Consider the following 24,731-nt stretch of genomic DNA (forward strand, 5'->3'; position numbering starts at 1 on the left):
ACTACACCGCCGCCAGAAGTACCTACTACTGTTTTTGTTCCAAGTTCTTCTTGAGCTTTCAGCATTTGTTCCTGCATCTTCTTCACTTGCTTCATCATCTGGTTCATGTTATTCATCGTTCATCATCTCCTAATTGAATTATATTTGATTTAGAGTTTCATTCTTTAATGATAACCAATTTCTCACCAAAAAGCTCAAGTGCCTCGTCAATCCAAGGCTCCTTTTTTCCGTCCATCTGTTCCATTTCGAGTGTGAACTCTTCTTCTTTTTTCTGATCAGAGGAACCTTCAATCGCAGCGAGCCAGTCTTTTTGCAGCATCGTAACAAGACGAAGTGGTCTTCCAACCATCTGCTCAAAAACATTCTCAATCACTTGTTTGTTCGCTGGTTTCTCTGTCGTTTCACGGTGAATGTTGTTCTTGAAAGCAACAAGAATTGCATCATTTAGAACAGATACAGGCTCTCCATCTACAAACCAGGCGTGAACCGTCACTTTTTCTTCTTTCACGCGCTGGAGGATTTGACTCCATTTTTTGCTGATTTCAGTGAATTCTGCACTGTCCTTCTCAGCAATATATTGATCCATATGAGGCGGTATTTTGGCTACCCCTGAGGATCTAGGAGCTGAAGGACGATTCGATCGCGCCGGAGCTGCTGAATTTTGGTTCGCAGCTGCTACACCGCCATTCTTCAGTGCTTTCTCCAGCTTCTGCTCAAGTTCTGCAATTTGTCGTTTCATAGCAGTTAACTCGGAAGAACTAACCGCAGTGCCCCCTCCTGCCTCAGTAGCAGACTCACCTGCACCCTTAGGAAGACTACACAATTTTAGAAGTGCTACTTCAAACAATGTCTGCGGCTGTGCAGCATATTTCATCTCACTTTGATAACGATTCAGTGTATCAATAATATAAAAGAGTTGTTCCCTCGAAAATGCCTCGGCCATTCCTTTGAAAGATGATGGGTCAAGTACACGATCCGTCATATGCTCCGCATTAGGAACCATTTTGATCAGGAGAAGATCCCGGAAATAATAAAGAAGGTTCTCCATACTCTTATCTGCACTTTTTCCTTCTTGCATGAATTGCTCTACCGTCTGTAGTACCTCGCCCACTTCTCCCTGTAGAAGAAACTGAGCAAGTTTACCAAACTGCTCTGCTGGCAAGCCGCCGGTCATATCCAGCGTCTGACTGTATGTCACTTGTCCTCCTGTAAAGGAAGAAACCTGATCAAGAATACTCAGCGCATCGCGCATACCACCGTCCGAAAGACGGGCAATATACTGAAGTGCCTCTTCCTCGGCAGTAATCCCCTCTTCTTTACAGATCATAGCAAGACGCTCTGTCTGTTCCTCCAGCGAAACTCGGCGAAAATCAAACCGCTGACAGCGAGAGATAATCGTTGCCGGAAGTCTGTGAGGCTCCGTTGTTGCTAAAATAAACATCACGTGCGGCGGCGGTTCTTCAAGCGTTTTAAGAAGTGCATTAAATGCCTCTGTCGTCAGCATGTGTACCTCATCAATGATGTACACTTTATGACGAACCTCCGTTGGAGCATACTTTACTTTTTCGCGAAGATCACGAATTTCCTCAACCCCTCGGTTAGAGGCCGCATCAATCTCTTGAACATCCATTACTGCTCCAGATGTAATTCGAAGGCATGCTTCACATTCATTGCACGGCTCAGTGCTTGGGCCACGTTCACAGTTAACAGCTTTGGCCAAAATTTTGGCCGCACTTGTCTTCCCTGTTCCTCGTGGACCACTGAATAAATACGCATGCGAAATCCGCTGTTCACGAATGGCATTCTGTAAGGTCTGAATAATATGCTGTTGTCCAACCATGTCTTGAAACGACTGAGGCCGCCAAGCACGGTACAACGCAATATGTTCCACTGTGCTTTACCCTCTTTCCACATGTCTCGTGACCTTTTGTCGTGGCTTCATTATACTATATTCCCTGCTCAATCAAAACTTTAAAAGCAGCTACGTATAAATTAGCCTTTCATTTTGTCCCATAAAAACAAAAAAATCCTTGCAAATATATGCAAAGATGTCCGTTTCTCCCTATATAACATGTTACTTATTGATTTTTAAAAAAATAGAACCGTGCACCTGTTATCGATAATTGCGATCCAAGCGGCACCCCTGCATAACAACTCGGGTTAGGCACCCCTCCGGCACAAGAGTGGTCTTGCTTATGGCTGCTTCCTTCCGGACCTGACCAAGTTCACAAGTACTCATTGCGGAGGACCCAGCCGTCAACATTGCATGCAGAGACCAAACCTCACATCGACAAAACCTCTAACAGGAATTCAACCTCGCTACAGCGGATTGCGAGTTACAGGGCACCGCTACCTCCCCATCTAGCACGGTGAAAACAATTATATCGCAAGACAAGCAAAATTGCAACCGATTATGACCCATCCATTATTTACTTATCTCCAAAGAAAACAAAAATGAGGCGAGCGTAGAAACGCAAGCCTCATATCAAAATTAGATACCGTATTTTTTCTTAAATCTATCAACACGACCACCAGCATCCAGGAATTTCTGTTTACCAGTGAAGAACGGGTGACATGCGGAGCAAACCTCTACACGTAGTGCTTCTTTAACAGAGCCCGTTTCAAATGTGTTACCACAAGCGCAAGTAGCTGTAGTTATGTGATATTTTGGTTGAATCGCTTCATTCATGACTTTCACCTCTTCTTGCCCTGAACCTCATGCGGATCCAGAGTTATTAAGAACACAGCATTAATTATAGCATGTACATTTTGCAAATGCAATCCTTCAGCCCAGATTTACGTTGTTGCTGAAGCTGTTGTTGTGCGGTTTGATCGGCGTGGTGCACCGTTTCCTGCATTGCTCGTTTGACTCGCTGTATCAAGCGAAGCCAAAAATTCTGTATTCGTCTTGGTATTACGCAGTTTTTTAAGGAAGCCTTCTACAAAATCATGGCTGTCATTCATGTTTTTGCGCACAGCCCAAATCGCATCGAGTTCTTCTTTGCTAAGGAGAACTTCTTCACGGCGTGTACCAGAACGACGAATGTCGATGGCTGGGAAAATACGACGTTCCGCAAGTTTGCGGTCCAAGTGAAGCTCCATATTGCCGGTACCTTTAAACTCTTCATAAATGATATCATCCATCCGGGATCCTGTATCAATCAGAGCTGTCGCTAAAATAGTTAAGCTTCCACCCTCTTCTACATTACGGGCCGAACCGAAGAACCGTTTAGGACGATGGAATGCCGCTGGGTCAATACCACCACTGAGTGTTCGTCCAGAAGGAGGAATCACCAGGTTGTATGCACGCGCAAGACGGGTGATGCTATCTAAAAGAATTACGACATCCTTTTTAGCTTCTACTAAACGTAAAGCACGTTCGAGTACAAGTTCAGCTACTTTAATATGATTTTCCGGAAGTTCATCAAAAGTGGATGCTACCACTTCCCCTTTTACAGAACGCTGCATATCCGTTACTTCTTCAGGACGTTCATCAATCAGTAATACAAATAATTCAATTTCTGGATTGTTAGTTGAAATACTGTTTGCAATCTCTTTCAGAAGAAGCGTTTTTCCCGCTTTGGGTGGAGCAACGATAAGACCGCGCTGTCCCAAACCTACGGGAGCAAGCACATCCATAATTCGGGTAGATAAATTCGTTGGGGATGTTTCAAGCGTTAGCTTTTTCTGTGGATATAGAGGAGTTAAGGCTGGAAAATGGAGTCTTTCTGCGGCAAGGTCAGGACTTTGACCATTAACAGCATTGACTTGCAATAGCCCAAAATATCGCTCATTCTCTTTAGGAGTCCGACATTTACCTGATACAAGATCTCCTGTCCTTAAATCAAATTTACGAATTTGTGAAGCAGAAATGTATATATCCTCTTTACTTGGCAAATAGTTTATCGGGCGAAGAAAACCATAACCTTCAGGCAGAATTTCTAGAACACCTTCCATAAACATAAGCCCGCTTTGTTCTGCTTGTGCACGAAGAATAGCGAAAACGAGTTCCTTCTTCTTCAGCTGCCCATAATAAGGGATCTGGTATTTTTTTGCTAACTTGTACAAATCGGTTAGCTTCATTACCTCCAGATCAGAGATTTGTAGATCCATAAAATAACCACCTATTCAATTATTAAGTCCGTTGTAAGGAGAACAGCTGACGGTGCAGCCTTGTATAATAAGCTCATGAATTACATTCAGACGCTCTTACTCTCCATTGTACGGAAAATACCCTGTATATTGCAAATGATATGTTCCGCGCTTTCATACATTGTAATAAACAAATCTATTAAAATAGGTTTACCCATTTTCACAAGGGATATTCAACCAAAGATATACTTCTTTACTTAAGTTTTATACCCCTTATGAAAATAAGGATCATTCCTTAGTCATTCTGTCGCCAAACGTCAGCACCAAGCTCTCTCAGGTTGGTAACTAGATGATCATAACCTCGATCGATAAACTCTACTCCGGTAACTTCTGTTACTCCTTCACTTACAGTCAGTCCAGCAATAACTAATGCAGCACCGGCACGTAAATCTGTTGCTTTTACTTTCGCTGCATTCAGCGGATGCCCTTCTATAATTGCCGAGCGTCCCTCGACTCGTATCTTTGCACCCATTCGAGCTAATTCAGGAACATGCTTGAAACGGTTACTATAAACAAAGTCGCTCAGTACACTGACCCCATCTGCCTGCGTCAGCAAACTGGTCATTGGTGATTGCAAGTCAGTTGCGAAGCCTGGATAAACAAGCGCCTTAACGTCAATGCTCTCATACTTCTCTTTTCCAATAACACGAATGCTCTCGTCAAGTTCTTCAATCCCAACACCCATCTCAATCAGCTTCGCTGTTAATGCTTCCAGATGTTTAGGGATGACATTGTCAATAAGAACGTTTCCACGCGTTGCTGCTGCAGCAATCATATAGGTCCCTGCCTGTATACGGTCAGGGATGATAGAATGACGGCAACCTCGAAGTTCCGATTTTCCCTCAATACGAATTGTCTCTGTACCTGCTCCCTTAATCGAAGCACCCATAGAATTTAAAAGTGTTGCTACATCTATAATCTCAGGCTCTTTAGCCGCATTTTCGATAATTGTAGAGCCTTTGGCACGAGTGGCCGCAAGCATAATATTAATAGTTGCTCCTACACTAACAACATCCAAATAGATCTTAGCGCCTTTTAATTCCTTGGCATGAAGATGAATAGCTCCATGTTCATTAGTGACCGTAGCACCCAGAGCTTCAAATCCTTTGATATGTTGGTCAATTGGTCGAGGCTCAAAGTTACATCCTCCAGGAAGTCCAATAACCGCTTCCTTAAAACGACCAAGCATTGCTCCCATCATATAGTAGGAAGCGCGAAGTTTCTTAACGGGACCATTAGGCATCGGCAGCGAGATAATATTTGTCGGATCAATTCTCATCTGGTTGCCTTCCCACGAAACGTTTGCACCAAGTTCTTCAAGAATTTCGGAATAAACGGCAACATCACTGAGTAAAGGTAAATTATCAAGTATAACTTCTGATTCGGCTAAGATCGCTGCCGGAATCAGTGCAATCGCACTGTTTTTAGCACCGCTGATCGTAACGGTACCTTGTAGTGGACGTCCACCACTAATCATTAATTTTTCCATAAGGTAAAGGGTCCCCCTAGAAATCACTTCTAGCCGAAAAAAAAGTTCTAATTGGCAAAGTTAGTATAACATATCCTCATCATGAAACAAAAATTGTATTAAAAATGGAAACACACCGACTAAGCGGTGTGTTTCCATTAGTAGCTATATTATTAATTTAAAGAGCAATCTTACGCTTTGTTGCTGGATCCAAACTCACGCATTTTTCCAATAACTGTTTCTTTGATTGCTTCACGTCCTGGTTGAATGAACGTACGAGGATCGTAAGCATCTGGTTTAGCAGCAAGAACTTCGCGAACAACTTTAGCGAATGCGATTTGGTTCTCCGTGTTTACATTAATTTTGGATGTTCCCAAAGAGATCGCTTTTTTGATGTCATGCTCAGGAATACCTGTACCACCATGAAGAACTAGTGGAGTATGAACTGCATTGCGGATTTCTTCCATTTCTTTAAATCCAAGGTTTGGTTCGCCTTTGTAAGGACCGTGTACAGAACCAAGAGCTGGAGCGAGTGTATCGATACCTGTTTCGTTAACGATGCGAACGCAATCGTCAAGTTTCGCGTACATTACTTCACCAACAACATCATCCTCTTGTCCACCAACGATACCAACTTCTGCTTCAACAGAAACACCTTTGGAATGAGCATATTCAACTACTTGTTTAGTGATTTGAACGTTCTCGTCGATTGGATGATGAGATCCGTCAATCATAACAGAAGTGAAACCTGCATCAATTGCTTCTTTACATTTATCGAAGCTGGAACCATGGTCTAGGTGAATCGCTACAGGCACGGAAATTTTCATGTCGTGAATAAGACCTTCCACCATTTTTACAACGGTGTAGAATCCGCCCATGTGACGAGCTGCACCTTCAGAAACACCAAGGATTACTGGAGATTTTTCTTGTTCAGCAGCACCCAAAATAGCTTGAGTCCACTCAAGGTTATTGATGTTAAATTGTCCAACTGCATATTTACCTTCGAGAGCTTTGTTCAACATGTCTGTCATAGATACTAATGGCATGGTTTAAATCCTCCTAGAATGATTGTTTGTCTATGGTTTAAAGCCGACTTCACATACGGGACTTATTATACCACATCCCATGTCAAATACTAAACATAGGTAATAAAAATAGCTGTGCTCTTTTCCACACGGGAAAAACCCACTACAAAAAATCCTGCCCAGGAAGACAGGACTTCATACACCTTCCTTGCTATGTGTTTACCCCGCTGAGCTGCATATTAACCGCAACACGCATCTCATCAATATCAAAAGGTTTCGTAAAATGCATAAGAGCACCTAGTTCTGTAGCTTCTTTAATCATATCTAGTTCTCCATATGCCGTCATCATAATCACTTTAATGGAAGGGTTCATTTCTTTGATATGTTTAAGAATCTCCAAACCATCCATTCCAGGGATTTTCATATCTAACAGGACGAGATCAGGCGTATGCTTCTCAACGATCTCAAGAGCAACCTTACCGTTAGCTGCCTGATAAGTTGTATACCCTTCACTGTTAAATACCTCCATGAGCAAAATTCGAATTCCATTTTGATCATCGACAATGAGCACCTTTTTATTATTCATCTAAACCTCCTGCAATCTTATCTATCGATTCTACCCGCTCATCATTCTTACCTAAATGACCATTAGGTTGTTTATTTAAAGATTCTACCTTTCTCTGATAAATCCTGCTTCTCTTGCTCAAACAAAAAAGACCCCTGACAGGGGTCTTTTATATCTATATAAATCAAAGCCCGATCTGGGACTTTGTTCCGATCTCTACAAGTTCTCTGAATGAGCAAGAGATGCTTTCACAAATTCACGGAAAAGAGGTTGCGGACGGTTTGGACGTGAAATGAATTCCGGATGGAATTGAACAGACAAGAACCAAGGATGGTCTGGCAGTTCCACAATTTCGACGAGACGGCCATCTGGTGAAGTACCAGAAATAACAAGTCCTGCATTTTCAATCATTTCACGATATTGATTGTTAAACTCGTACCGGTGACGATGTCTTTCGTATACCAGTTCATCTTGGTAGCATGCTGCTGCAAGAGAACCTTCTTGCAACTTACAAGGATATAGTCCCAGTCGCATCGTACCACCCAAATCTTCAATATCCTTTTGTTCAGGAAGAAGATCGATTACAGGGAACTCGGTAGAAGGATTAATTTCAGAGCTGTTTGCATCTGTGAGTCCTACAACAGAACGTGCATATTCAATTACAGATACTTGCATTCCAAGGCAAATGCCGAAGAACGGAATTTTATTCTCACGAGCATAACGGATAGCCGATACTTTACCTTCGATACCGCGATCACCAAAGCCGCCTGGCACCAAAATACCGCCGATTCCGTGTAGAAGCTCATCCACGTTCTCATCTGTAATTTCTTCTGCATTAACCCAACGAAGTTTAACATCTGCATTCGCAGCAAATCCCGCGTGGGAAAGAGATTCAACAACACTAAGATAAGCATCATGAAGGGCAACATATTTACCAACAATAGCAATCTCCACTGTTCTTTCTAACTTCTTGATTTGGCTAACGAGTTTCTCCCACTCGCTCATATCCGGCAAAGGAGTCGTCAGCTTCAAATGATTTACTACGATCTCATCAAGACCCTCATCACGTAAAATCAAAGGAACATCATAAAGAGTACTTGCATCGCGGCATTCCACCACAGCATGAGGATCAATATCACAGAAAAGAGCTAGTTTAGCCTTAACATCTGCAGAAAGCTCTCGCTCCGTACGGCAGACGATAACATTTGGTTGTATACCGATGCTACGCAGTTCTTTTACACTGTGTTGTGTCGGTTTTGTTTTGATTTCGCCAGCAGCTTTAATATAAGGAATCAAAGTAACGTGAATATACATTACATTGTCACGGCCTACATCACCTTTGAGTTGACGGATGGCTTCAAGATACGGCAGACTCTCGATATCGCCTACAGTTCCGCCAATTTCAGTAATAACAACGTCCGACCCTGCTTCACGACCTGCACGTAAAACACGTTCTTTAATTTCGTTCGTAATATGAGGAATAACTTGAACCGTACCACCCAGATATTCTCCGCGGCGTTCTTTACTAATAACAGATGAATAAACCTTACCTGTCGTCACATTGCTGTTCTTGGATAAATTAATATCAATAAAACGCTCATAGTGTCCAAGGTCAAGGTCTGTCTCCGCACCATCGTCTGTAACAAACACTTCACCATGCTGATAAGGACTCATTGTTCCTGGGTCAACGTTGATGTATGGATCAAATTTTTGAATAGTTACTTTAAGTCCTCTGTTCTTGAGCAATCTCCCAAGAGATGCAGCCGTAATCCCTTTACCCAGGGAAGAAACAACCCCGCCCGTCACGAAAATATACTTTGTTGTCACTACTAATACCCTCCTATAAAAGTCCGTTAAAATCAGGCGACATTATGATGTTATCCTAACCCATTTTTCAGGTTATCATCGTAAAAAAAGGGAAAATGCAAAAATTGCTTGCAAAAAAACATCCCGCCTCCACGATCGAGGCGGTCCATTTTTTTACCTATCAACTTCCCCTATAAAAAACAAAAAAGCACACCCGAAAAAACGGGGCACTTTTTTATATAAAAACAAGTGTAATTATTGTCGTTCAATCATAAGCCCATGCAATAGTTTACTCGTTTGCATGATCTTTTGTCAAGGATGTTCACAGACTTTATAAGACCAGATTATGGACTATTTTAACTCTTCTTCATCTTCTGAAGAATCATCGTCGTCTTCTTCCAGATCTTCTTCTTCATCAAGCTCTTCATCACCGATAATTTCTTCTTCCTCATCAGAGTCGTCATCAAAGAGATCTTCATCTTCGTCTTCATCTTCATCTGGGCTGTCGAAATCTTCTTTTTCACTTGTAAATGTGTCTAGTGTATCTTCTTCCTCAACATATTCCTCATCATCATCATCGTCGTCATTGATAATTCTTGGACGTTTCGTACCTGTTACGCCGTCCTCAGACTTATCTATTGGGTACCAACGCTTCAGACCCCAAAGATTGGTTCCTACATAGGCAAAACGACCATCAATATTGATTTCGGTATATAGCTGAGCGATGACATCATTTGCTTCTGTAGCATTCAAACCACGCTGTTTAGCTACCTCTTGCATAAGATCACGGTAGTACATAGGTGTATTGACTGCTTTCAGTACCATAAATGCCAAGTCAACTAACGGCATCTCACGAATTTGCTCTGGATCTAATTTTAATTTGAGTGAGGTACTCACTTGCGGACACTTCCTCTCACACATAATTCACTGACTTTTTTCGTTTCAATAACTTGGATCTATATCTAACATATCCATTAACAAACATAAGTAAAACCTATTTAGCACTAAAATGCAAGTTTTATGTAAGGAGATTATCTTCAAAAATATTTCCGCTTCTCTCAAAGCGAATCCTAAGATAAAAAAGACGGAGGTCCCTCCCCCGCCTTCTGACTGTATCCGCCCTGAAGAAATCCTCTTCTACGGGTCCCCGCAAGAGCTATGAAGCTCTCCATGTATAGTATGAGTATATTTCCATTTTGACACGAACCAAAGGGCCTATTTATCAGAAAAAACAGGCAAGTTTCCCATGCGGCTTGGATGTGTCCCTCATAGTATACCTCAAGCATGGCATCCAGAGGGGGACTTCCCAAAATGGACTATTCCACATTTTTGAAAATGATCCATAATGAAATTGAACACACCTCCCGCCCAGCCGGAAGACATCAAATTATTCGTTTTATGAAACCACACCAATACTGGGATTGCCTAGATCAGTTGCGTAAAATGAAACCTTCCCTCAGCAAGCTCCAGTATATCCGTGCCTCGCACTTAATAAGAGCGCTCATTGTCCCTCTCCCCTCCTCCGCAAGGCTAATTCACTCTCACAGCGAAGTTACTATTGAACAGGACACCCAAATCAAGGTTCACTCCGCATCCGCTCGAATCCCAAAACCAGAAAACAGTCTGGGCGTTCCTTGGGGAGTAAAACAAATCCGAGCTCCTAAAGCATGGTCTACTTCAACGGGACATAAAATTAAAATTGCCGTTATTGATACTGGAGCTGATTATCAGCATCCTGATCTTAGACATTCATTAGCCAGAGGAATCAATTTGCTGAATAGGAACATGCTCCCGCTTGATGATAACGGACATGGGACTCATATTGCAGGAACGATCGCAGCAGCCAACAGTGTGGAAGGAATTATAGGTGTGGCACCAAGATCCGTTATTTATCCGGTTAAGGCTTTTGACAATCAAGGCTCTGCCTATGTATCGGATATCATTCTAGGGATTGACTGGTGCGTCCGTAATCGAGTAGATATCATTAACATGAGCTTTGGTATGAGAACCAAGAGCAAGGCACTCCTGGATGTCGTTAACAGAGCCACCAAACAAGGTATTGTTATCGTCGCTTCTTCAGGAAATGACGGCAAACGAAGAAGCATAGATTATCCAGCAAGATACACTCAAACGATTTCGGTTGGAGCATCAGATGAGAATCGGCATATAGCCGATTTCAGCAATCGAGGTCCACATGTTGATATTTATGCACCTGGGAAAAATATAAATTCCTGCTGGGTACAGGGAAAATATCATGAAATGAGCGGAACATCGATGGCAACTTCACATGTAAGCGGAGCGATCGCGTTACTTATGGCGGAAAGACCCGGCTTAACTCCTGATGAGATCAAGAATCTAATTAGGAAAACAGCAACCCCTTTGCGTTCCCGTAAGGCCACAAGAGGGGCCGATCAAGGAGGAGAACTGCATGCACTGCGCCTTCTTCGGGAAGGGATGAAACTATGAATTTTATAAACGGCTTAATCGTACCTAACTATGATAGTTTCATAGGAACTTAAAACCACAAAAAACCCTCCCGTTCAAGGGAGGGTTTTACATATTTCCATAGAGTACTTAAACCTGCTTACATTTTCTCCGGAGCACTTACGCCGACAAGTTTCAGAGCATTCTTAATTACGATTCGCACTGCACCGAGCAGAGCGAGACGAGCTTGTGTTTGTTCTGCATCATCCGTAATCACTCGTTCAGCTTTATAATAACTGTGGAACATAGAAGCCAGTTCATATACATAACGTACGATACGGTGTGGTGCATGTCCTTTTGCTGCGGTTGCAATTTCTTCAGGAAACTCGCCAAGCTTGCGAAGCAAGTTGTATTCATGTTCTGAAGTCAGTTTGGACATATCAACATCACGCACTGGATAAATCGTTATTCCTTGCTCTTCAGCCTGACGATACACGCTGCATACACGAGCATGCGCATACTGAACATAGAATACGGGATTCTCATTCGACGTAGAAATCGCCAGATCCATGTCAAAATCAAGATGAGAATCCATACTGCGCATTGTAAAGAAGTAGCGAATTGCGTCTACTCCCACTTCTTCCATTAAATCTTCCATTGTTACAGCTTTACCTGTACGCTTGGACATCTTCACTTTCTCACCGTCTTGGAACAGGCTGACCATTTGAGCAATCAAAACAATCAATTTATCTGGATCATTACCGAGTGCTTCCATTGCTGCTTTCATTCTTGGAATATATCCATGGTGATCGGCGCCCCAAATATTAATCATGGTGTCATATCCGCGAGCATATTTATCCCGGTGATAAGCAATGTCTGGAGTCAGATAAGTATAGGTACCATCATTCTTAATGAGTACCCGGTTCTTGTCATCGCCATACTTCGTAGTTTCGAGCCAAGTTGCTCCTTCTTCTTCGAAAATCTCATTCCGTTCTCGGAGTTCATCCAGTGCGTTAAGTACTGCACCGTTATCATAAAGTGAAGTCTCACTAAACCAATTGTCGAAGGATACACGGAATCGTCCTAGATCACGTTTGATTTTATCTAGCTCTTTCTCCAAACCATAATCTCTAAAAAATGCGGATCGGTCGCTTGGGCTCATTTCAAGGAGAGCGGGACCTTTCTCCGCAATTAATTCCTTAGCAAAACCACGGATATCGGCACCGTGGTATCCGTCTTCCGGCATCTCAACTTCTTGACCCAGCTCTTGAAGATAGCGAGCTTCGATAGACTTACTAAGGTTGAACACTTGGTTACCAGCGTCATTAATATAGTACTCACGAGTGACTTCATAACCTGCAAAGTCAAGCACATTACAAAGAGCATCGCCTACAGCTGCACCGCGGGCATGACCTAGATGAAGGCTTCCTGTTGGGTTCGCACTAACAAACTCAACTTGAACTTTACGTCCTTCTCCCAGATTAACGCGGCCATAATCATCCCCTTGTTCTTGAACAAGTTCAACGATAGGATACAAGAAACTTTTCGTTAAACGAAAATTAATGAATCCTGGTCCCGCGATTTCTGCTGATTCAATCCCTGCTTCTGAAAGATTCAGATGTTCAATGATTTGTTCAGCGATCATGCGAGGGTTTTTCTTAGCTATACGAGTAAGCTGCATCGCCGCATTTGTTGCAAGGTCTCCATGATTCTTATCTTTTGGTACTTCGAGTACAATGTTCGGCATTTCTTCCGATGTAACCAGCCCTGCAGAAAGTATGGCTTCTTGAATTCCTTTAGTTACCTGCTCGTTAATTAGATCGAGTGGATTGCGTGTCATGATTTTATTGATCCTCCTGAATTTCTATACTAATAGACAATTGTCCTGATTGTTCCTCAAATACATATAAATCATAGCTGAACGAAATCTTCCCCGATAAATTCGACAAGGATAGAGACAGCTCTTTCGTATCGGTAGATAAAGCAAAGGAACTAAAAGGTGAACGATAAAAACCTGGCAGCCTTTTTCCCAGTTCAAATGTTTGCTCTGATTCTACACCACCGTGCCGAATCAACTTTACACTGTTGTCTGTTATCTTCACCGTATTACGAATAGGTTCACTTCCAGGCAGCTGTTCTTCTTCCACATATCGTACATATAAGGCATTGCCTTTCCGTAAAGCTTCACCCACAACCTGCTGATTTACTTTCTCACCATCAGCGACACTGTGAATTTGGAGTTTGACAGGACTCCATACTGACATTATTTTCTTCTCCCATCTATTCATAGGCGTACTTTCTTCATTCATCTCTTATATATTCTATATAGTTTACCGATATTGTTCAAATTTAAATCCTGCCTATAGCTACAAAAAGAACCTGTTTTTTAGTGGAAACAAGGAATTTATGCCCGGCACACATAAAAACACCCCTTAAATCCCTGACTATTAAAAAATCAGGAGGTTTAAAGGGTGTAGTCTTTACGAAGATTTCTTATCTGCGTAATAAATAAAATGTGAAAGTAAGAAGTTTACTTCACAAATCCAAGCAACATTTCACGAAGGAGCTTCGCTGCCACAATCGGAGTCTGCTGTGTAGGATCATAGATTGGAGCCACTTCTACCACGTCGAAACCTACCACATTCACATCGGATCCAGCAATCGCATGGATTGCTTCCAGAAGCTCTTTAGAGGTAATTCCGCCTGCCTCCGCTGTACCCGTTCCCGGTGCTGCAGAAGGATCAAGCACATCAATATCAATGGTAACGTAGACAGGTCGATTGCCCATAGAAGGAAGTTCTTTTTTCAAAGGCTCGGCCACATCGAACGGATGGAAGTTAATATGCTCGCGCGCATACTGGAACTCTTCTCTTGAACCAGAACGGATACCAAATTGATAGACATTCTTTCCACCCATAAGCTCAGCAGCTTTACGAATTGGAGTAGAGTGAGAGAGCGGTTCTCCTTCATACTGATCACGAAGATCAGCATGAGCATCAATATGAATGATCGCAAGATCAGGATATTTTTTATAGGTTGCTTCAATTACCGGCCAAGTCACGAGATGCTCTCCGCCGAGACCCACTGGAATTTTATTATCCGCAAGCAGACCTTCTACATATTCACGAATGACATCAAGACTGCGGCTTGCATTCCCGAAAGGAAGCAGCAAATCTCCCGCATCATAATAATTCAGATCTACAATACTTTTATCGAGGTAAGGGCTATACTCCTCAAGTCCAACCGAAGCCTGACGAATATGTGCCGGGCCAAAACGGGAACCTGGGCGGAAGCTAACGGTGTAATCCATAGGCATGCCATAAATAACAGCTTTGGCACCCGCATAATCTTCAGAACTGCAGATAAACACGTTGCCTGAATAGGCTTGATCAAGCTTCATTCGTAAAAGACCTCCTCTATTTAATCAAATCTTCTACAAATTTAGGCAGTACGAATGCTGCTTTGTGAAGACGCGGTGTATAGTATTTTGTATCAATTTCAGGAATTGAACTCTCATCCACTTCAAGCGGATCATATTTCTTGCTTCCCAAGGTAAATGTCCACAATCCGCTTGGATAGGTTGGAATATTCGCAGCGTACACACGAACAATCGGGAAAACTTCCTTCACGTCTTTGTTCACACTTTGAATTAGATCTGCCTTAAACCAAGGATTGTCTGTTTGAGCAACAAAAATACCATCCTCTTTCAGCGCTTCATAAATCCCTTGATAGAAACCGCGTGTAAAGAGATTCGCTGCAGGACCTACTGGTTCCGTGGAATCTACCATAATAACATCATAAGTATTCTTATGATCATGAATGTGCATAAAACCATCGTTTACAAGCACTTCAACACGAGGGTTTTCTAGCCCACCCGCAATGCTTGGCAAATATTTTTTGGAATATTCAATAACTTTTCCATCGATATCAACCAGAACTGCCTTTTTCACCTGAGGGTGTTTCAGCACTTCACGAATAACTCCACCGTCTCCGCCGCCAACAACAAGAACTTGTTCTGGGTTTGGATGTGTATATAGAACCGGATGCGCAACCATTTCATGATATACGAATTCGTCTTTTTCTGTTGTCATTACCATACCATCAAGTAAGAGCATGTTGCCGAACTCTTCGGTTTTTACCATAGCCAAATCCTGAAAATCTGTTTTCTCACTTACATAAGTCTCTTTAATCTTCATTGTAATACCAAAATTTTCAGTTTGTTTCTCCGTAAACCACAATTCCATCGTTAACTACCTTCTCTCGAATAGAATAAGTGTTCAGCCGTCATATGATCGCCGTAAAATGGCCCTATATAGCAAGGGTTTCCTATGATTTAGGCCAGCTCAGCTGGAGTTCTCCATCGTAAACAGCGTTTACGAAGCGATATGGAAAAGACGTTCCTGGCTCGCACCAGTATGAATTCCGTTTCACTTCTAAATATTGTACTAAACGTTTGTGCCTTTAAACGCACTTTTGCATTATACGTTAAATCCGAAATAACTGTAAAGATATTGTGAAGAATATCACTCCGTAACTTTTGACTCGTCTTTTTCATCCACTGATACTTCTTCTTCCTCTGTTAAAATACGCTTCTTCCCTCGAAGGACAGGGGCTAGTGCATCGTGAACTGTTCCTTTCCAGAGCGGGACATCTGTACGATAGGCCGCCCGAGCATTAAGATGACCAGCAACAGGCGCTGTCATAAACACAAACAGAATACCTAATAGAAGCCTTGCACTTATATACCCGTCAAATACAATGAAAAACAAGAAACTACCAAAAAGGATACATAGAATCCCAAGTGTTGTACTCTTTGTCGCTGCATGAGCACGGAGATAAACATCAGGAAGTCGAATAAGTCCAAAGGCGCTCAGTACACTGATGATAGAACCAAACAGAACTAAGAGCCCGATGAGTATACTAAAGATCGTCATCATTTTCGAGTACGACCCCCCTTTCGATAAATCTTGCAAAGGCAACGGTACTAATAAAAGCCAAGATGCCAATAAGCAAAATAATATCTACATAAGCCTGTGTATGAAGCAGCATGGAGAGAACTGCCACACTTCCTATGAGCTGAATCCCTATGGTGTCGAGTGCAGTAATTCGATCTGCCATAGAAGGACCTTTTAGTATCCGATAGAGACAGCCTAGTATTGAGATACCTAATAGAAGCAAAGAAATGTTTAGAATCATCTGTAGCATTATCTCGTCACCTCCATTATGGCTTTTTCAAAGGAATTCCGAATGCTTGAAACCATTTCCTCTTCTTCAGACATATTAAAGGCATGGATATATAACGTACGTTTATTTTTTGAAATTTCCAGCGCAAGCGTTCCCGGAGTTAAGGAGATGAATAGAAACAAAAGCATAATTTCAAAATCCGAAGTCAGCTCCGTCCGATACTTAAAAGTACCCGGGGTAATATCGAGCTTTGGTTTAAGTATTGCGCCAATCACCTGAAATGACGAACGGAATAGTTCGACCAGAAGCAGTTTCAGCAGCTTAATGACAGCCCAGATCCGAACAATATAGAACGGAGTAGGGAAAAAGCGCCGGAAGATTCCAATGATCAAAAGACCTAGAACATATCCCGTTACGAAACCGGCTCCCGTCCAGGATTGATTCAGAAGCATCCATAAGAAGGCGATGATCAAATTAAGTATGATTTGTCGTGCCATCAATCACCACTCCTTCAAAACGTTATCGATATAAAGATTAGGATCTATCAGTACGTGTGCTGCTGTAGAGAGCGCAGGATAGAGAACTTCAGCAAATACCCCTATACCAATGATCAGTATAAACAGGAACCCGGACGGAACAAGCAGTCGATTCACGGAAATCTGTGTGGTCCCTCCGTGGATCGTCTTATCACTGCCCCAGAATGCATAGATGAACACCCGCAGCACAGAGTACAGCATAATAAAACTTGCAATGACAGCAATGGCTGTAAGTCCATAGAGACCTGCATCAAGTCCGCCTTCAAATAACATCAGTTTACCTGGAAATCCACTCAGTGGCGGCACTCCGGCAAGAGCAAGCGCGGTAACAAAAAACATCCATCCGAGTACAGGATATTTCTTAATCATCCCGCCCATATTGTTCAAGTTAGATGTACCCGCAGCAGCAATGAGTGCTCCTCCAAGTAAAAAGAGCAGTGATTTAATAATCATGTCATGTACGAGATAAAACATCAGACCTTCAAGTGCCAGCTTATTACCTGCAGCCATACCAAAAGCAACAAATCCAACACCAGCTACGACATTGTACACAAGTATTTTGTTAACGTCTTTATAAGCAATTGCTCCAATAACCCCAAGCAACATCGTCGCTCCTGCCATCCAGCCTATAATGACGTTTGTAAATTCCGGATCATGATAGAAGATTAACGTAAATACTCTTACGATGGCATAAAGGCCTACTTTGGTCAGCAAACCAGCGAATAAGGCAGTAACAAGAGCCGGCGGCGCTGCGTACGATCCAGACAGCCAGAAAAAGAGAAACAGCCCCGCTTTAATGCTGAAAATTAGCAAGAACAATAAAGCAATGACACCTAAAATCCCATCTTGACCTACTTCAGCTACCCGTACAGACAGATGCGCCATGTTAATGGTTCCTGTTACAGAGTACAAATATCCAATAGCTACGACGAGTAAAGATGACGAAACCATATTAATAAGCACATATTTCAATGACTCTCTAAGCTGACGTTCCGTATTCCCCAGAACCAAAAGCGCATAGGAGGAAATCAGCATCAGCTCGAAGCAAACAAACAAATTAAATAGATCACCTGTTAGAAAAGATCCATTTACACCTGCCATTAAAAATTGAAAAAACACATAAAAGTGATGTTTCTCGCGCTCTTCTGTAATGCTGTGAAACGCATAAAAAGTACAAGCTACAGAAATAACGGAAGACACCAACACTAATAAGGAAGCAAGTGTATCTGCAACAAATACGATGCCGTATGGAGCTGCCCATCCCCCCATATTAAGAACCTGGAGTCCTGATGTGGACACCGTATAGAATAAAAAGGCGGTAACCAAGAGCGTAATTATAGAACCAATTCCGCTGATCACGCGCTGCATCCGGACTGATTTCATAAAGAGAATGAGCAAAATTCCGGTTAGTACAGGCAAGAAGATCGGTAGAACAACCGCATTATTCATATTTCGGCCCCCTTACTTCTTCCATATCGTCTGTCTTTAACTTCAAATAGGATCGATACGCAAGGACGAAAAAGAATGCCAAAAGTCCAAAGTTAATAACAATGGATGTTAGAATTAATGCCTGTGGCAGCGGATCTACATAGTTCTCGGCCTTCTCCCCTAAAAGGGGAGGTGCGCCCGTCTTAAGACGGGCCATGGTCATCAGAAGTAAGTGTACGCCATGAGTTAACAAGGAAAGACCTAGTACAAGACGAAGTAAACTCCTTGAAAGAATTAAATACACCCCTATAGCAAACAGGATACCTACGGTAACACTCATAATAATTTCCATAACTAACGGTCCTCCCCGATCTGTAAGATGATCGTCATGGTGACACCCAAGACAGCCATAAACACCCCTGTCTCAAATATAGTAGCTGTCGTTAATTCCACTTCTCCTAGCAAAGGAATATCGAAGTATCCAAAAGCCTGACTCATAAACGGTAAGTCAAAGACAAAGGAACCAGCTGCTGTTGCCAAAGAGATCAAGAGTCCCCAGGCGATAACTGTACGATAATCTACGGGCAGAATCCGGCGAAGAGTATCTGAATTAAACGCAATGGCTAAAAGAACTAAAGCGGATGCGGTAACCAGTCCACTAATAAAGCCCCCGCCTGGTTGATGATGTCCTGCAAAGAACAGATAGAGTGCAAAGATAAGAATAATAAACACGATAATTTTGGTACTCATCTGTAGGAACACATCATTACTGCGAAGTGGAACACTGTTCCAACTCTCTGGATTTGAGTTGCTTCTCTCTTCTTCCGTTGAATCCTGCTTCTCCTTTGCGTGTGTATGATGAGAAGATCCTAAGTCTTTTCCATTCAAATTCAGATTAATCATGGAATAAATAGCAAGTGCTGCTACGCCTAAGACCATAATCTCAAGCAATGTATCGAAACCTCTAAAATCAACCAGCAGTACATTAACAATATTTTTTCCGCCTGCTAGGTTGTAACTTTCTGCGGTATAGAATTCAGATATGGTTTCGAGCTGTGTCGTCCCACTGGCAGCAAGAGCAATCAGCATGACAATAATACCTACTCCAATAGAAATGATCAGATTTACAGATTTATATTTCTTGCTCGATTTCGGCGTAAGTTCAGGAAGATGATAGAAGCACAATAGGAAAAGTGCTACGGATACGGTCTCCACAACCATCTGCGTCAAGGCGAGATCTGGGGCACGGAATAACACAAAGAACAAACTAACCAGATAACCAACTGCTCCTGTCAAAATAACAGCCGATAAGCGATGTTTAGCAAAAGGTATACAAATTGCGGTAACGACGAGACCGATAAGTAAAATCGTTTCGTACAACATAAAGGAATCATAACCACTGAAATTCCATTCAATATCCGTTGCATGGTAGAAACCGTAGCTGATCAACACGATCATAAATACAAAGATATAAATGAGATAGTTCCGAACTGAACCATTCATATAGGTTTGAGTCCAGCGTTTAGAAAATCGATGCAACGCTCGAAATATAGAATGATAACCCTTATTGATGGTATAAACAGGGATGTACTCTTCATACACCGTTTTCCAGCGGGGTAATAATTTATAAGAGATCACACCCAGTACAACGACTCCTACCGTCATCCATAATTCTGGAGTAAAACCATGCCAGAGATACAAATGAACGTCAAACCTTTCCCCTTCAGCGAGGAGTGGAGATAATACGGAAGCCATTGCCGGTTCAATAATTGACGAGGATAAGATGTCAGGATAAATACCGGTGATTACTACCATAGATATAAGAATAAGGGGAGGAACCAACATTCCAATTGGAGCTTCATGCAGCTTTTGGAGTGGAGTATCTGTTTTGTTCTTACCAAGGAAGGTACGAAACACAATAACGAGTGAATAAATAAACGTCATTACACTACCGATCCAGGCAAGTACAGGAAAAATGATCCCCCATGTGCCAAGGTTAAATATAGAAAAATCTGCTGCTTCAAGTGTCGCTTTGAAGAACATCTCCTTACTAACAAATCCATTAAATGGCGGCAGACCCGCCATAGAAAAGGTACCGATCAGTGCAACGGTAAATGTAAGCGGCATAATCGTAATTAACCCGCCCAGTTTCCGGATATCACGTGTACCCGTCTCATGATCCACAATCCCTGCCATCATAAATAGGGAGCCTTTAAACAGCGCATGATTGAACAAATGTAGTAATCCTGCCATTGTAGCTGTGGTATAAAGCAGAGACTCTGAGCCATAACCAAAGTAGAGTGCCGCTGAGCCTAGTCCAAACAAAGACATAATTAGCCCCAGCTGCGATACGGTGGAATACGCCAAGATTGCCTTTAAGTCTGTTTTCTTTATGGCAATCAGTGCACCATACACCATCGATATCGTCCCCACCGAAGAGATGATCCAAAACCAAGTTGCTTCTCCGCCAAAAACGGGTGTAAACCTGGCAACAATATAAATCCCTGCTTTGACCATGGTTGCCGAGTGTAAATAGGCACTAACGGGTGTTGGCGCCTCCATTGCATCAGGCAGCCAAACATGGAACGGAAACTGCGCTGATTTGGTAAAAGCTCCTAATAAAATTAAAATAAGAGCCGGAACAAATAAATGATGTTCCGCAATATTAGATACAGATGCGATCGTCTCCCGAATACTGTAGGATCCGCTGATCAAATATAGCAAGATAAATCCAGTTAACATGGCGAACCCGCCAAAAACAGTAATCAGGAATGATTTACTCGCGCCGCGGATCGACGCTTCTTTCTTGTGATGAAAAGCGATAAGTAAAAAAGAAGCGATACTTGTTAGTTCCCAGAATCCATACAAAACCATCATATTATCTGAAAGAACGACACCAAGCATGGCACCCATAAACAAGAGCAAATATAGATAGAAACGATGCAAAGCCTGATCCTGTTTCATATAATAGATAGAATACAGTACAACTAAAGAGCCAATCCCTGTAATAAGCAGCGTTAACATGAGGCTTAATCCATCCAGTATAATGGTGAAATTAATTCCAAGGGATGGCATCCAATCTATCGATTCATTAATCAAATTCCGGTTACTTATTTGTGGAATCAGGCTAAGAAAGTAGATAAATAAGACAAGCGGGATGGGTAGAACTGCCCAGCCCAAGTGAAAGCTACGAGACAAACGTTTCATAAAAGCTATCCCAACTCCAGCAAGAATGGGGAGCAGAATGGCCGCATGAATCAAGTACACAAATACACCCCCTATGTAAAGTAAAGAATCGAAAATCTTAGAGCCGAGTTAGCATGAACTAGACTTTATGTTAACCTTTACCCTAAATACCTATGCTGAGAATCTGTACAAATCGTGAATAATGGATGAATTGTATTCCCATAATGAAATATAAGGCTGTTTTTTTAGAAAGGAGACCTATGTGATGCCAGAATCTACAGATCAGTCAAAAACGCAATCCTCTCGCACCAAAAAGATTCTGAAGTGGTTAGCAGGAATAACCGTACTGGGTCTGATATTTGCTGTTGTACTTCTTGTCTATCTATATGCAACTAGTCTTCCTCTTGCAGATAATGACCATAACTCCAGGCTCTTTGATATAGATGGTGAAGTTATTGCCACGTTCTCTCCCGAAGGGAAAGATTCGATTCCGGTCAAGCTAGATCAAATCTCACCTGATCTTACCCAAGCCACCATTTCAGTAGAAGATCGAAAGTTCTATTCTCATTTTGGGTTCGATTTAAAAGGAGTGGCTCGTGCCATTTTTGTAAATATAAAAGAGATGAACATGTCCCAAGGGGCTAGTACGATCACACAGCAAATGGCAAGGAACTTGTATCTGTCTCATGAAAAAACATGGTCTCGAAAAATTAAAGAGGCTATATACACGGCACAACTTGAAATGAAGTACACCAAAGATGAAATTTTACAAATGTATCTTAATGAAATCTACTATGGCCATGGCGCCTATGGTATTGAATCTGCAGCACAAATGTATTTTGGCAAATCTGCAGCCGATTTAAATTTAGCGGAAAGTGCACTGCTTGCCGGTATCCCAAAAGGACCGACATATTACTCTCCCTACAACAATATGAAAAAGGCGAAAGATCGACAGAAAGTTGTGCTGACTTCAATGGTCACTACCGGATCCATCACGCAAGAGCAGGCTGATGAGGCTTATAATGAAATGCTTGATATCAAGCCAAAAAGTCAGCCAAAGACAAATGAAAAAGCATCCTATTTCCGCGACTATATTCGAAACGTAGTTGTTAATGATCTGGGAATAGATTCAGCGAAATTGGAACATGGCGGTCTTAACATTTACACCACTCTAGATATGCAGATGCAAGAAGCTGCTGAAGAAACAGTGGCTAGTGGAATGGATAAGGAAAGTGATCTTGATGTAGGTTTAGTATCCATTGATCCGAGAAATGGATATGTAAAGGCCATGGTCGGGGGAACAGACTACAACTCCAGTCAGTATAACCATGCCCTGGCGGATAATAGGCAGCCAGCGTCCTCTTTTAAACCGATTATGTACTTGGCTGCCATTTCCTCAAAACAGATGACAGCTATCTCACAAATCGATAGTAAACCGACGGTGTTCAAGTACGATAATGATCGTAAAACGTATGAGCCAAAAAACTTTGGCGATAAGTACCTTGGACCGATAGATATGAGAAAAGCGATTGCCGTCTCTGATAATATTTATGCGGTGAGTACTCTTATGCAAATCGGAACCGACCCTGTTATTGAAATGGCCAAGAAACTGGGGATTACGAGTTCACTTAATCCCGTTCCTTCGCTGGCGCTGGGTACATCGCCTGTCAGTCCTTTTGAGATGGCTGCAGCCTATTCAGTTCTCGCTAATGAGGGACTTCGGAATGCCCCTATCGCCGTGCTGAAGATTACGGACGCAGCAGACCGAATTGTGTACAAAGTGCCAGAACAAACACCCGAACAAGTGGTAGACTCTGCTTCTGCTTATGTAGTGACAAGCCTCCTTGAAAGCGTCTTTGATACAGGGGGAACCGCTCACCGCGTAGCAGATAAGATTAAGAGACCGGTTGCCGGAAAAACAGGTACCACAAGTTCAGATGCTTGGCTTGTAGGCTATACACCGGAATTATCAACAGCAGTATGGGTAGGATATGATAGTAATCAGGAGATTACTACAGCTGAAAGCCGAAGAGCCGCTCCTATTTTTGCAGAGTATATGGAAAAAGCGCTGAAAAACGTTCCACCGAAAATATTCCCGGTTCCTGAAGAAGTTGTTAGTGTCTATATTGACCCTTCTACCGGAAAACTTGCTGGAGAAAACTGTGAAAGTCGCAGACTTGAAGTTTTTGTTCGTGGCACAGAGCCTACGGAATACTGTGATGAACATGAAGCAGAACCGAGTTCAGACGGAGAAGAAGAAATTCAAAATGACCGAGATGACTCCTGGTGGAATCACTTCAAACGTTGGTGGACGAATTAAGGATCAAACCTTTTTTAGTTATTACAATATAAAGAGGGCTTCGGCTAGATGCCGAAACCCTCTTCTTTTTTACCATTTAGTTCGTCTCTAGTGCCTGTTTGAGCTCATCTGGAGCTGCATTCCACCAGTCTTCATTATGAGAAATAAGCAGATGCTTTAATGCTGCCTTATCTTCATTTCCCAGCTCATCTAACATGATACGACGCTTCATTGCATAATCCATCTTGTTTACATGATCAGCGAGAATCTTCCAACCGCGTTTAGCTTCCGTATCAATCAACATCTCACACGCCGTTGCTCCCGCATACAGCTGACCTTCCGCAGTGCGATCTACGGCTACCCACACTAACCATACTTGCCGCCCATTTGGTACATCTGCTTTTTCCGTAGAAAATTTAATTCCACGTTCCACCTTACTCTTTGCATGCATCGCACCAATATCAATGGTAGCAACGCCTCCATCAATGATAACAGGGGAGACATTGTTCAAATCAATCGAACCTGAACCGAAACCTTTATGCTTACTCTTGCTGTTTACAATATTTAAGGCAATTTGTTTCTTGCCAATTTGACCGTTTTGCTCCATTTTTATGGCCTCCAAAAGTTGATACCAATATTTTAACTAATAATTCTCCGC

At 42.2% G+C, this 24,731-nt stretch carries 23 protein-coding genes and 1 other RNA gene (1 of these 24 only partly in view); 2 read left to right on the forward strand and 22 right to left on the reverse strand.

The window, feature by feature from the left end; translation table 11 throughout:
* The 11 genes from ACWPWY_RS18485 to rpoE all read right to left on the reverse strand — a co-directional run.
* Positions 1–116, reverse strand: partial view of a YbaB/EbfC family nucleoid-associated protein gene (locus ACWPWY_RS18485; RefSeq protein ID WP_160034347.1) — the start only. Its footprint begins 196 nt before the window's first position; only the first 116 of its 312 coding nucleotides appear in the window; it begins with the start codon at positions 114–116; the stop codon falls past the left edge of the window.
* Between the two features lie 41 nt (positions 117–157).
* Positions 158–1,891, reverse strand: coding sequence for a DNA polymerase III subunit gamma/tau (gene dnaX, locus ACWPWY_RS18490; protein WP_454193127.1), 1,734 nt, complete (start codon positions 1,889–1,891; stop codon positions 158–160).
* 211 nt (positions 1,892–2,102) lie between these two features.
* Positions 2,103–2,370: signal recognition particle sRNA large type (ffs, locus tag ACWPWY_RS18495), an RNA gene on the reverse strand.
* A gap of 121 nt (positions 2,371–2,491) precedes the next feature.
* Complete coding sequence (rpmE, locus tag ACWPWY_RS18500) at positions 2,492–2,689, reverse strand: 50S ribosomal protein L31 (RefSeq protein ID WP_191804905.1); 198 nt, start codon at positions 2,687–2,689, stop codon at positions 2,492–2,494.
* 107 nt (positions 2,690–2,796) lie between these two features.
* Positions 2,797–4,113, reverse strand: a complete 1,317-nt coding sequence (rho, locus tag ACWPWY_RS18505; RefSeq protein WP_454193128.1) for a transcription termination factor Rho — start codon at positions 4,111–4,113, stop codon at positions 2,797–2,799.
* Positions 4,114–4,387: 274 nt separating this feature from the next.
* Positions 4,388–5,641, reverse strand: a complete 1,254-nt coding sequence (locus ACWPWY_RS18510) for a UDP-N-acetylglucosamine 1-carboxyvinyltransferase (protein WP_454193129.1) — start codon at positions 5,639–5,641, stop codon at positions 4,388–4,390.
* 170 nt (positions 5,642–5,811) lie between these two features.
* Positions 5,812–6,666 carry a class II fructose-1,6-bisphosphate aldolase gene (gene fba, locus ACWPWY_RS18515; RefSeq protein ID WP_191804898.1) on the reverse strand — a complete coding sequence of 285 codons (855 nt, stop codon included), beginning with the start codon at positions 6,664–6,666 and terminating at the stop codon, positions 5,812–5,814.
* A gap of 190 nt (positions 6,667–6,856) precedes the next feature.
* Positions 6,857–7,231: a response regulator gene (locus tag ACWPWY_RS18520; protein WP_160034335.1), complete on the reverse strand. Its 375-nt coding sequence runs from the start codon at positions 7,229–7,231 to the stop codon at positions 6,857–6,859.
* Positions 7,224–7,352, reverse strand: coding sequence for a hypothetical protein (locus ACWPWY_RS18525; RefSeq protein WP_454193130.1), 129 nt, complete (start codon positions 7,350–7,352; stop codon positions 7,224–7,226). Before ACWPWY_RS18525 ends, ACWPWY_RS18520 begins: the two co-directional genes overlap by 8 nt.
* A gap of 74 nt (positions 7,353–7,426) precedes the next feature.
* On the reverse strand, positions 7,427–9,037 hold the full coding sequence (locus tag ACWPWY_RS18530; RefSeq protein ID WP_454193131.1) for a CTP synthase: 1,611 nt from the start codon (positions 9,035–9,037) through the stop codon (positions 7,427–7,429).
* Between the two features lie 330 nt (positions 9,038–9,367).
* Positions 9,368–9,913 (reverse strand): DNA-directed RNA polymerase subunit delta, encoded by a 546-nt coding sequence (gene rpoE / locus ACWPWY_RS18535; protein ID WP_454193132.1) that lies wholly within the window; start codon positions 9,911–9,913, stop codon positions 9,368–9,370.
* 414 nt (positions 9,914–10,327) lie between these two features.
* Between rpoE and ACWPWY_RS18540 the strand changes: the two genes are divergently transcribed.
* Positions 10,328–11,482 (forward strand): S8 family peptidase, encoded by a 1,155-nt coding sequence (locus ACWPWY_RS18540; protein ID WP_454193133.1) that lies wholly within the window; start codon positions 10,328–10,330, stop codon positions 11,480–11,482.
* Between the two features lie 118 nt (positions 11,483–11,600).
* Here ACWPWY_RS18540 and argS read toward each other — a convergent pair whose 3' ends face one another.
* The 10 genes from argS to ACWPWY_RS18590 all read right to left on the reverse strand — a co-directional run bounded on the left by argS (position 11,601) and on the right by ACWPWY_RS18590 (position 21,855).
* A complete protein-coding gene (argS, locus tag ACWPWY_RS18545; RefSeq protein ID WP_454193134.1) occupies positions 11,601–13,280 on the reverse strand; it encodes an arginine--tRNA ligase in 1,680 nt (559 codons plus the stop codon).
* 4 nt (positions 13,281–13,284) lie between these two features.
* Positions 13,285–13,704, reverse strand: a complete 420-nt coding sequence (locus ACWPWY_RS18550; protein ID WP_454193135.1) for a DUF1934 domain-containing protein — start codon at positions 13,702–13,704, stop codon at positions 13,285–13,287.
* 266 nt (positions 13,705–13,970) lie between these two features.
* Positions 13,971–14,840, reverse strand: a complete 870-nt coding sequence (gene speB, locus ACWPWY_RS18555; protein ID WP_454193136.1) for an agmatinase — start codon at positions 14,838–14,840, stop codon at positions 13,971–13,973.
* Positions 14,841–14,856: 16 nt separating this feature from the next.
* Positions 14,857–15,684, reverse strand: a complete 828-nt coding sequence (speE, locus tag ACWPWY_RS18560; RefSeq protein ID WP_454193137.1) for a polyamine aminopropyltransferase — start codon at positions 15,682–15,684, stop codon at positions 14,857–14,859.
* Positions 15,685–15,963: 279 nt separating this feature from the next.
* On the reverse strand, positions 15,964–16,377 hold the full coding sequence (mnhG, locus tag ACWPWY_RS18565) for a monovalent cation/H(+) antiporter subunit G (protein ID WP_454193138.1): 414 nt from the start codon (positions 16,375–16,377) through the stop codon (positions 15,964–15,966).
* A complete protein-coding gene (locus ACWPWY_RS18570; protein WP_454193139.1) occupies positions 16,361–16,645 on the reverse strand; it encodes a Na(+)/H(+) antiporter subunit F1 in 285 nt (94 codons plus the stop codon). Before ACWPWY_RS18570 ends, mnhG begins: the two co-directional genes overlap by 17 nt.
* The gene (locus tag ACWPWY_RS18575) at positions 16,645–17,121 is read right to left on the reverse strand and encodes a Na+/H+ antiporter subunit E (protein WP_454193140.1); all 477 of its coding nucleotides are present in this window, start codon (positions 17,119–17,121) and stop codon (positions 16,645–16,647) included. The genes ACWPWY_RS18570 and ACWPWY_RS18575 overlap by 1 nt, the downstream gene beginning before the upstream one ends.
* Positions 17,122–17,124: 3 nt before the next feature.
* Positions 17,125–18,609, reverse strand: coding sequence for a Na+/H+ antiporter subunit D (locus tag ACWPWY_RS18580; RefSeq protein ID WP_454193141.1), 1,485 nt, complete (start codon positions 18,607–18,609; stop codon positions 17,125–17,127).
* Entirely contained in the window at positions 18,602–18,940 is a 339-nt protein-coding gene (locus ACWPWY_RS18585) for a Na(+)/H(+) antiporter subunit C (RefSeq protein WP_160034311.1), read from the reverse strand. Before ACWPWY_RS18585 ends, ACWPWY_RS18580 begins: the two co-directional genes overlap by 8 nt.
* 2 nt (positions 18,941–18,942) lie before the next feature.
* Positions 18,943–21,855, reverse strand: coding sequence for a Na+/H+ antiporter subunit A (locus tag ACWPWY_RS18590; RefSeq protein ID WP_454193142.1), 2,913 nt, complete (start codon positions 21,853–21,855; stop codon positions 18,943–18,945).
* A 184-nt stretch (positions 21,856–22,039) separates the two neighbouring features.
* Here ACWPWY_RS18590 and ACWPWY_RS18595 point away from each other — a divergent pair, with 184 nt between their 5' ends.
* On the forward strand, positions 22,040–24,094 hold the full coding sequence (locus ACWPWY_RS18595; RefSeq protein ID WP_454193143.1) for a transglycosylase domain-containing protein: 2,055 nt from the start codon (positions 22,040–22,042) through the stop codon (positions 24,092–24,094).
* A gap of 76 nt (positions 24,095–24,170) precedes the next feature.
* On the opposite strand, the gene ACWPWY_RS18600 is transcribed toward ACWPWY_RS18595, so the two are convergent.
* Complete coding sequence (locus ACWPWY_RS18600) at positions 24,171–24,680, reverse strand: YwhD family protein (RefSeq protein ID WP_454193144.1); 510 nt, start codon at positions 24,678–24,680, stop codon at positions 24,171–24,173.
* Between the last annotated feature and the right edge of the window lie 51 nt (positions 24,681–24,731).

The sequence above is a fragment of the Paenibacillus sp. Marseille-Q7038 genome (genome assembly GCF_965111595.1).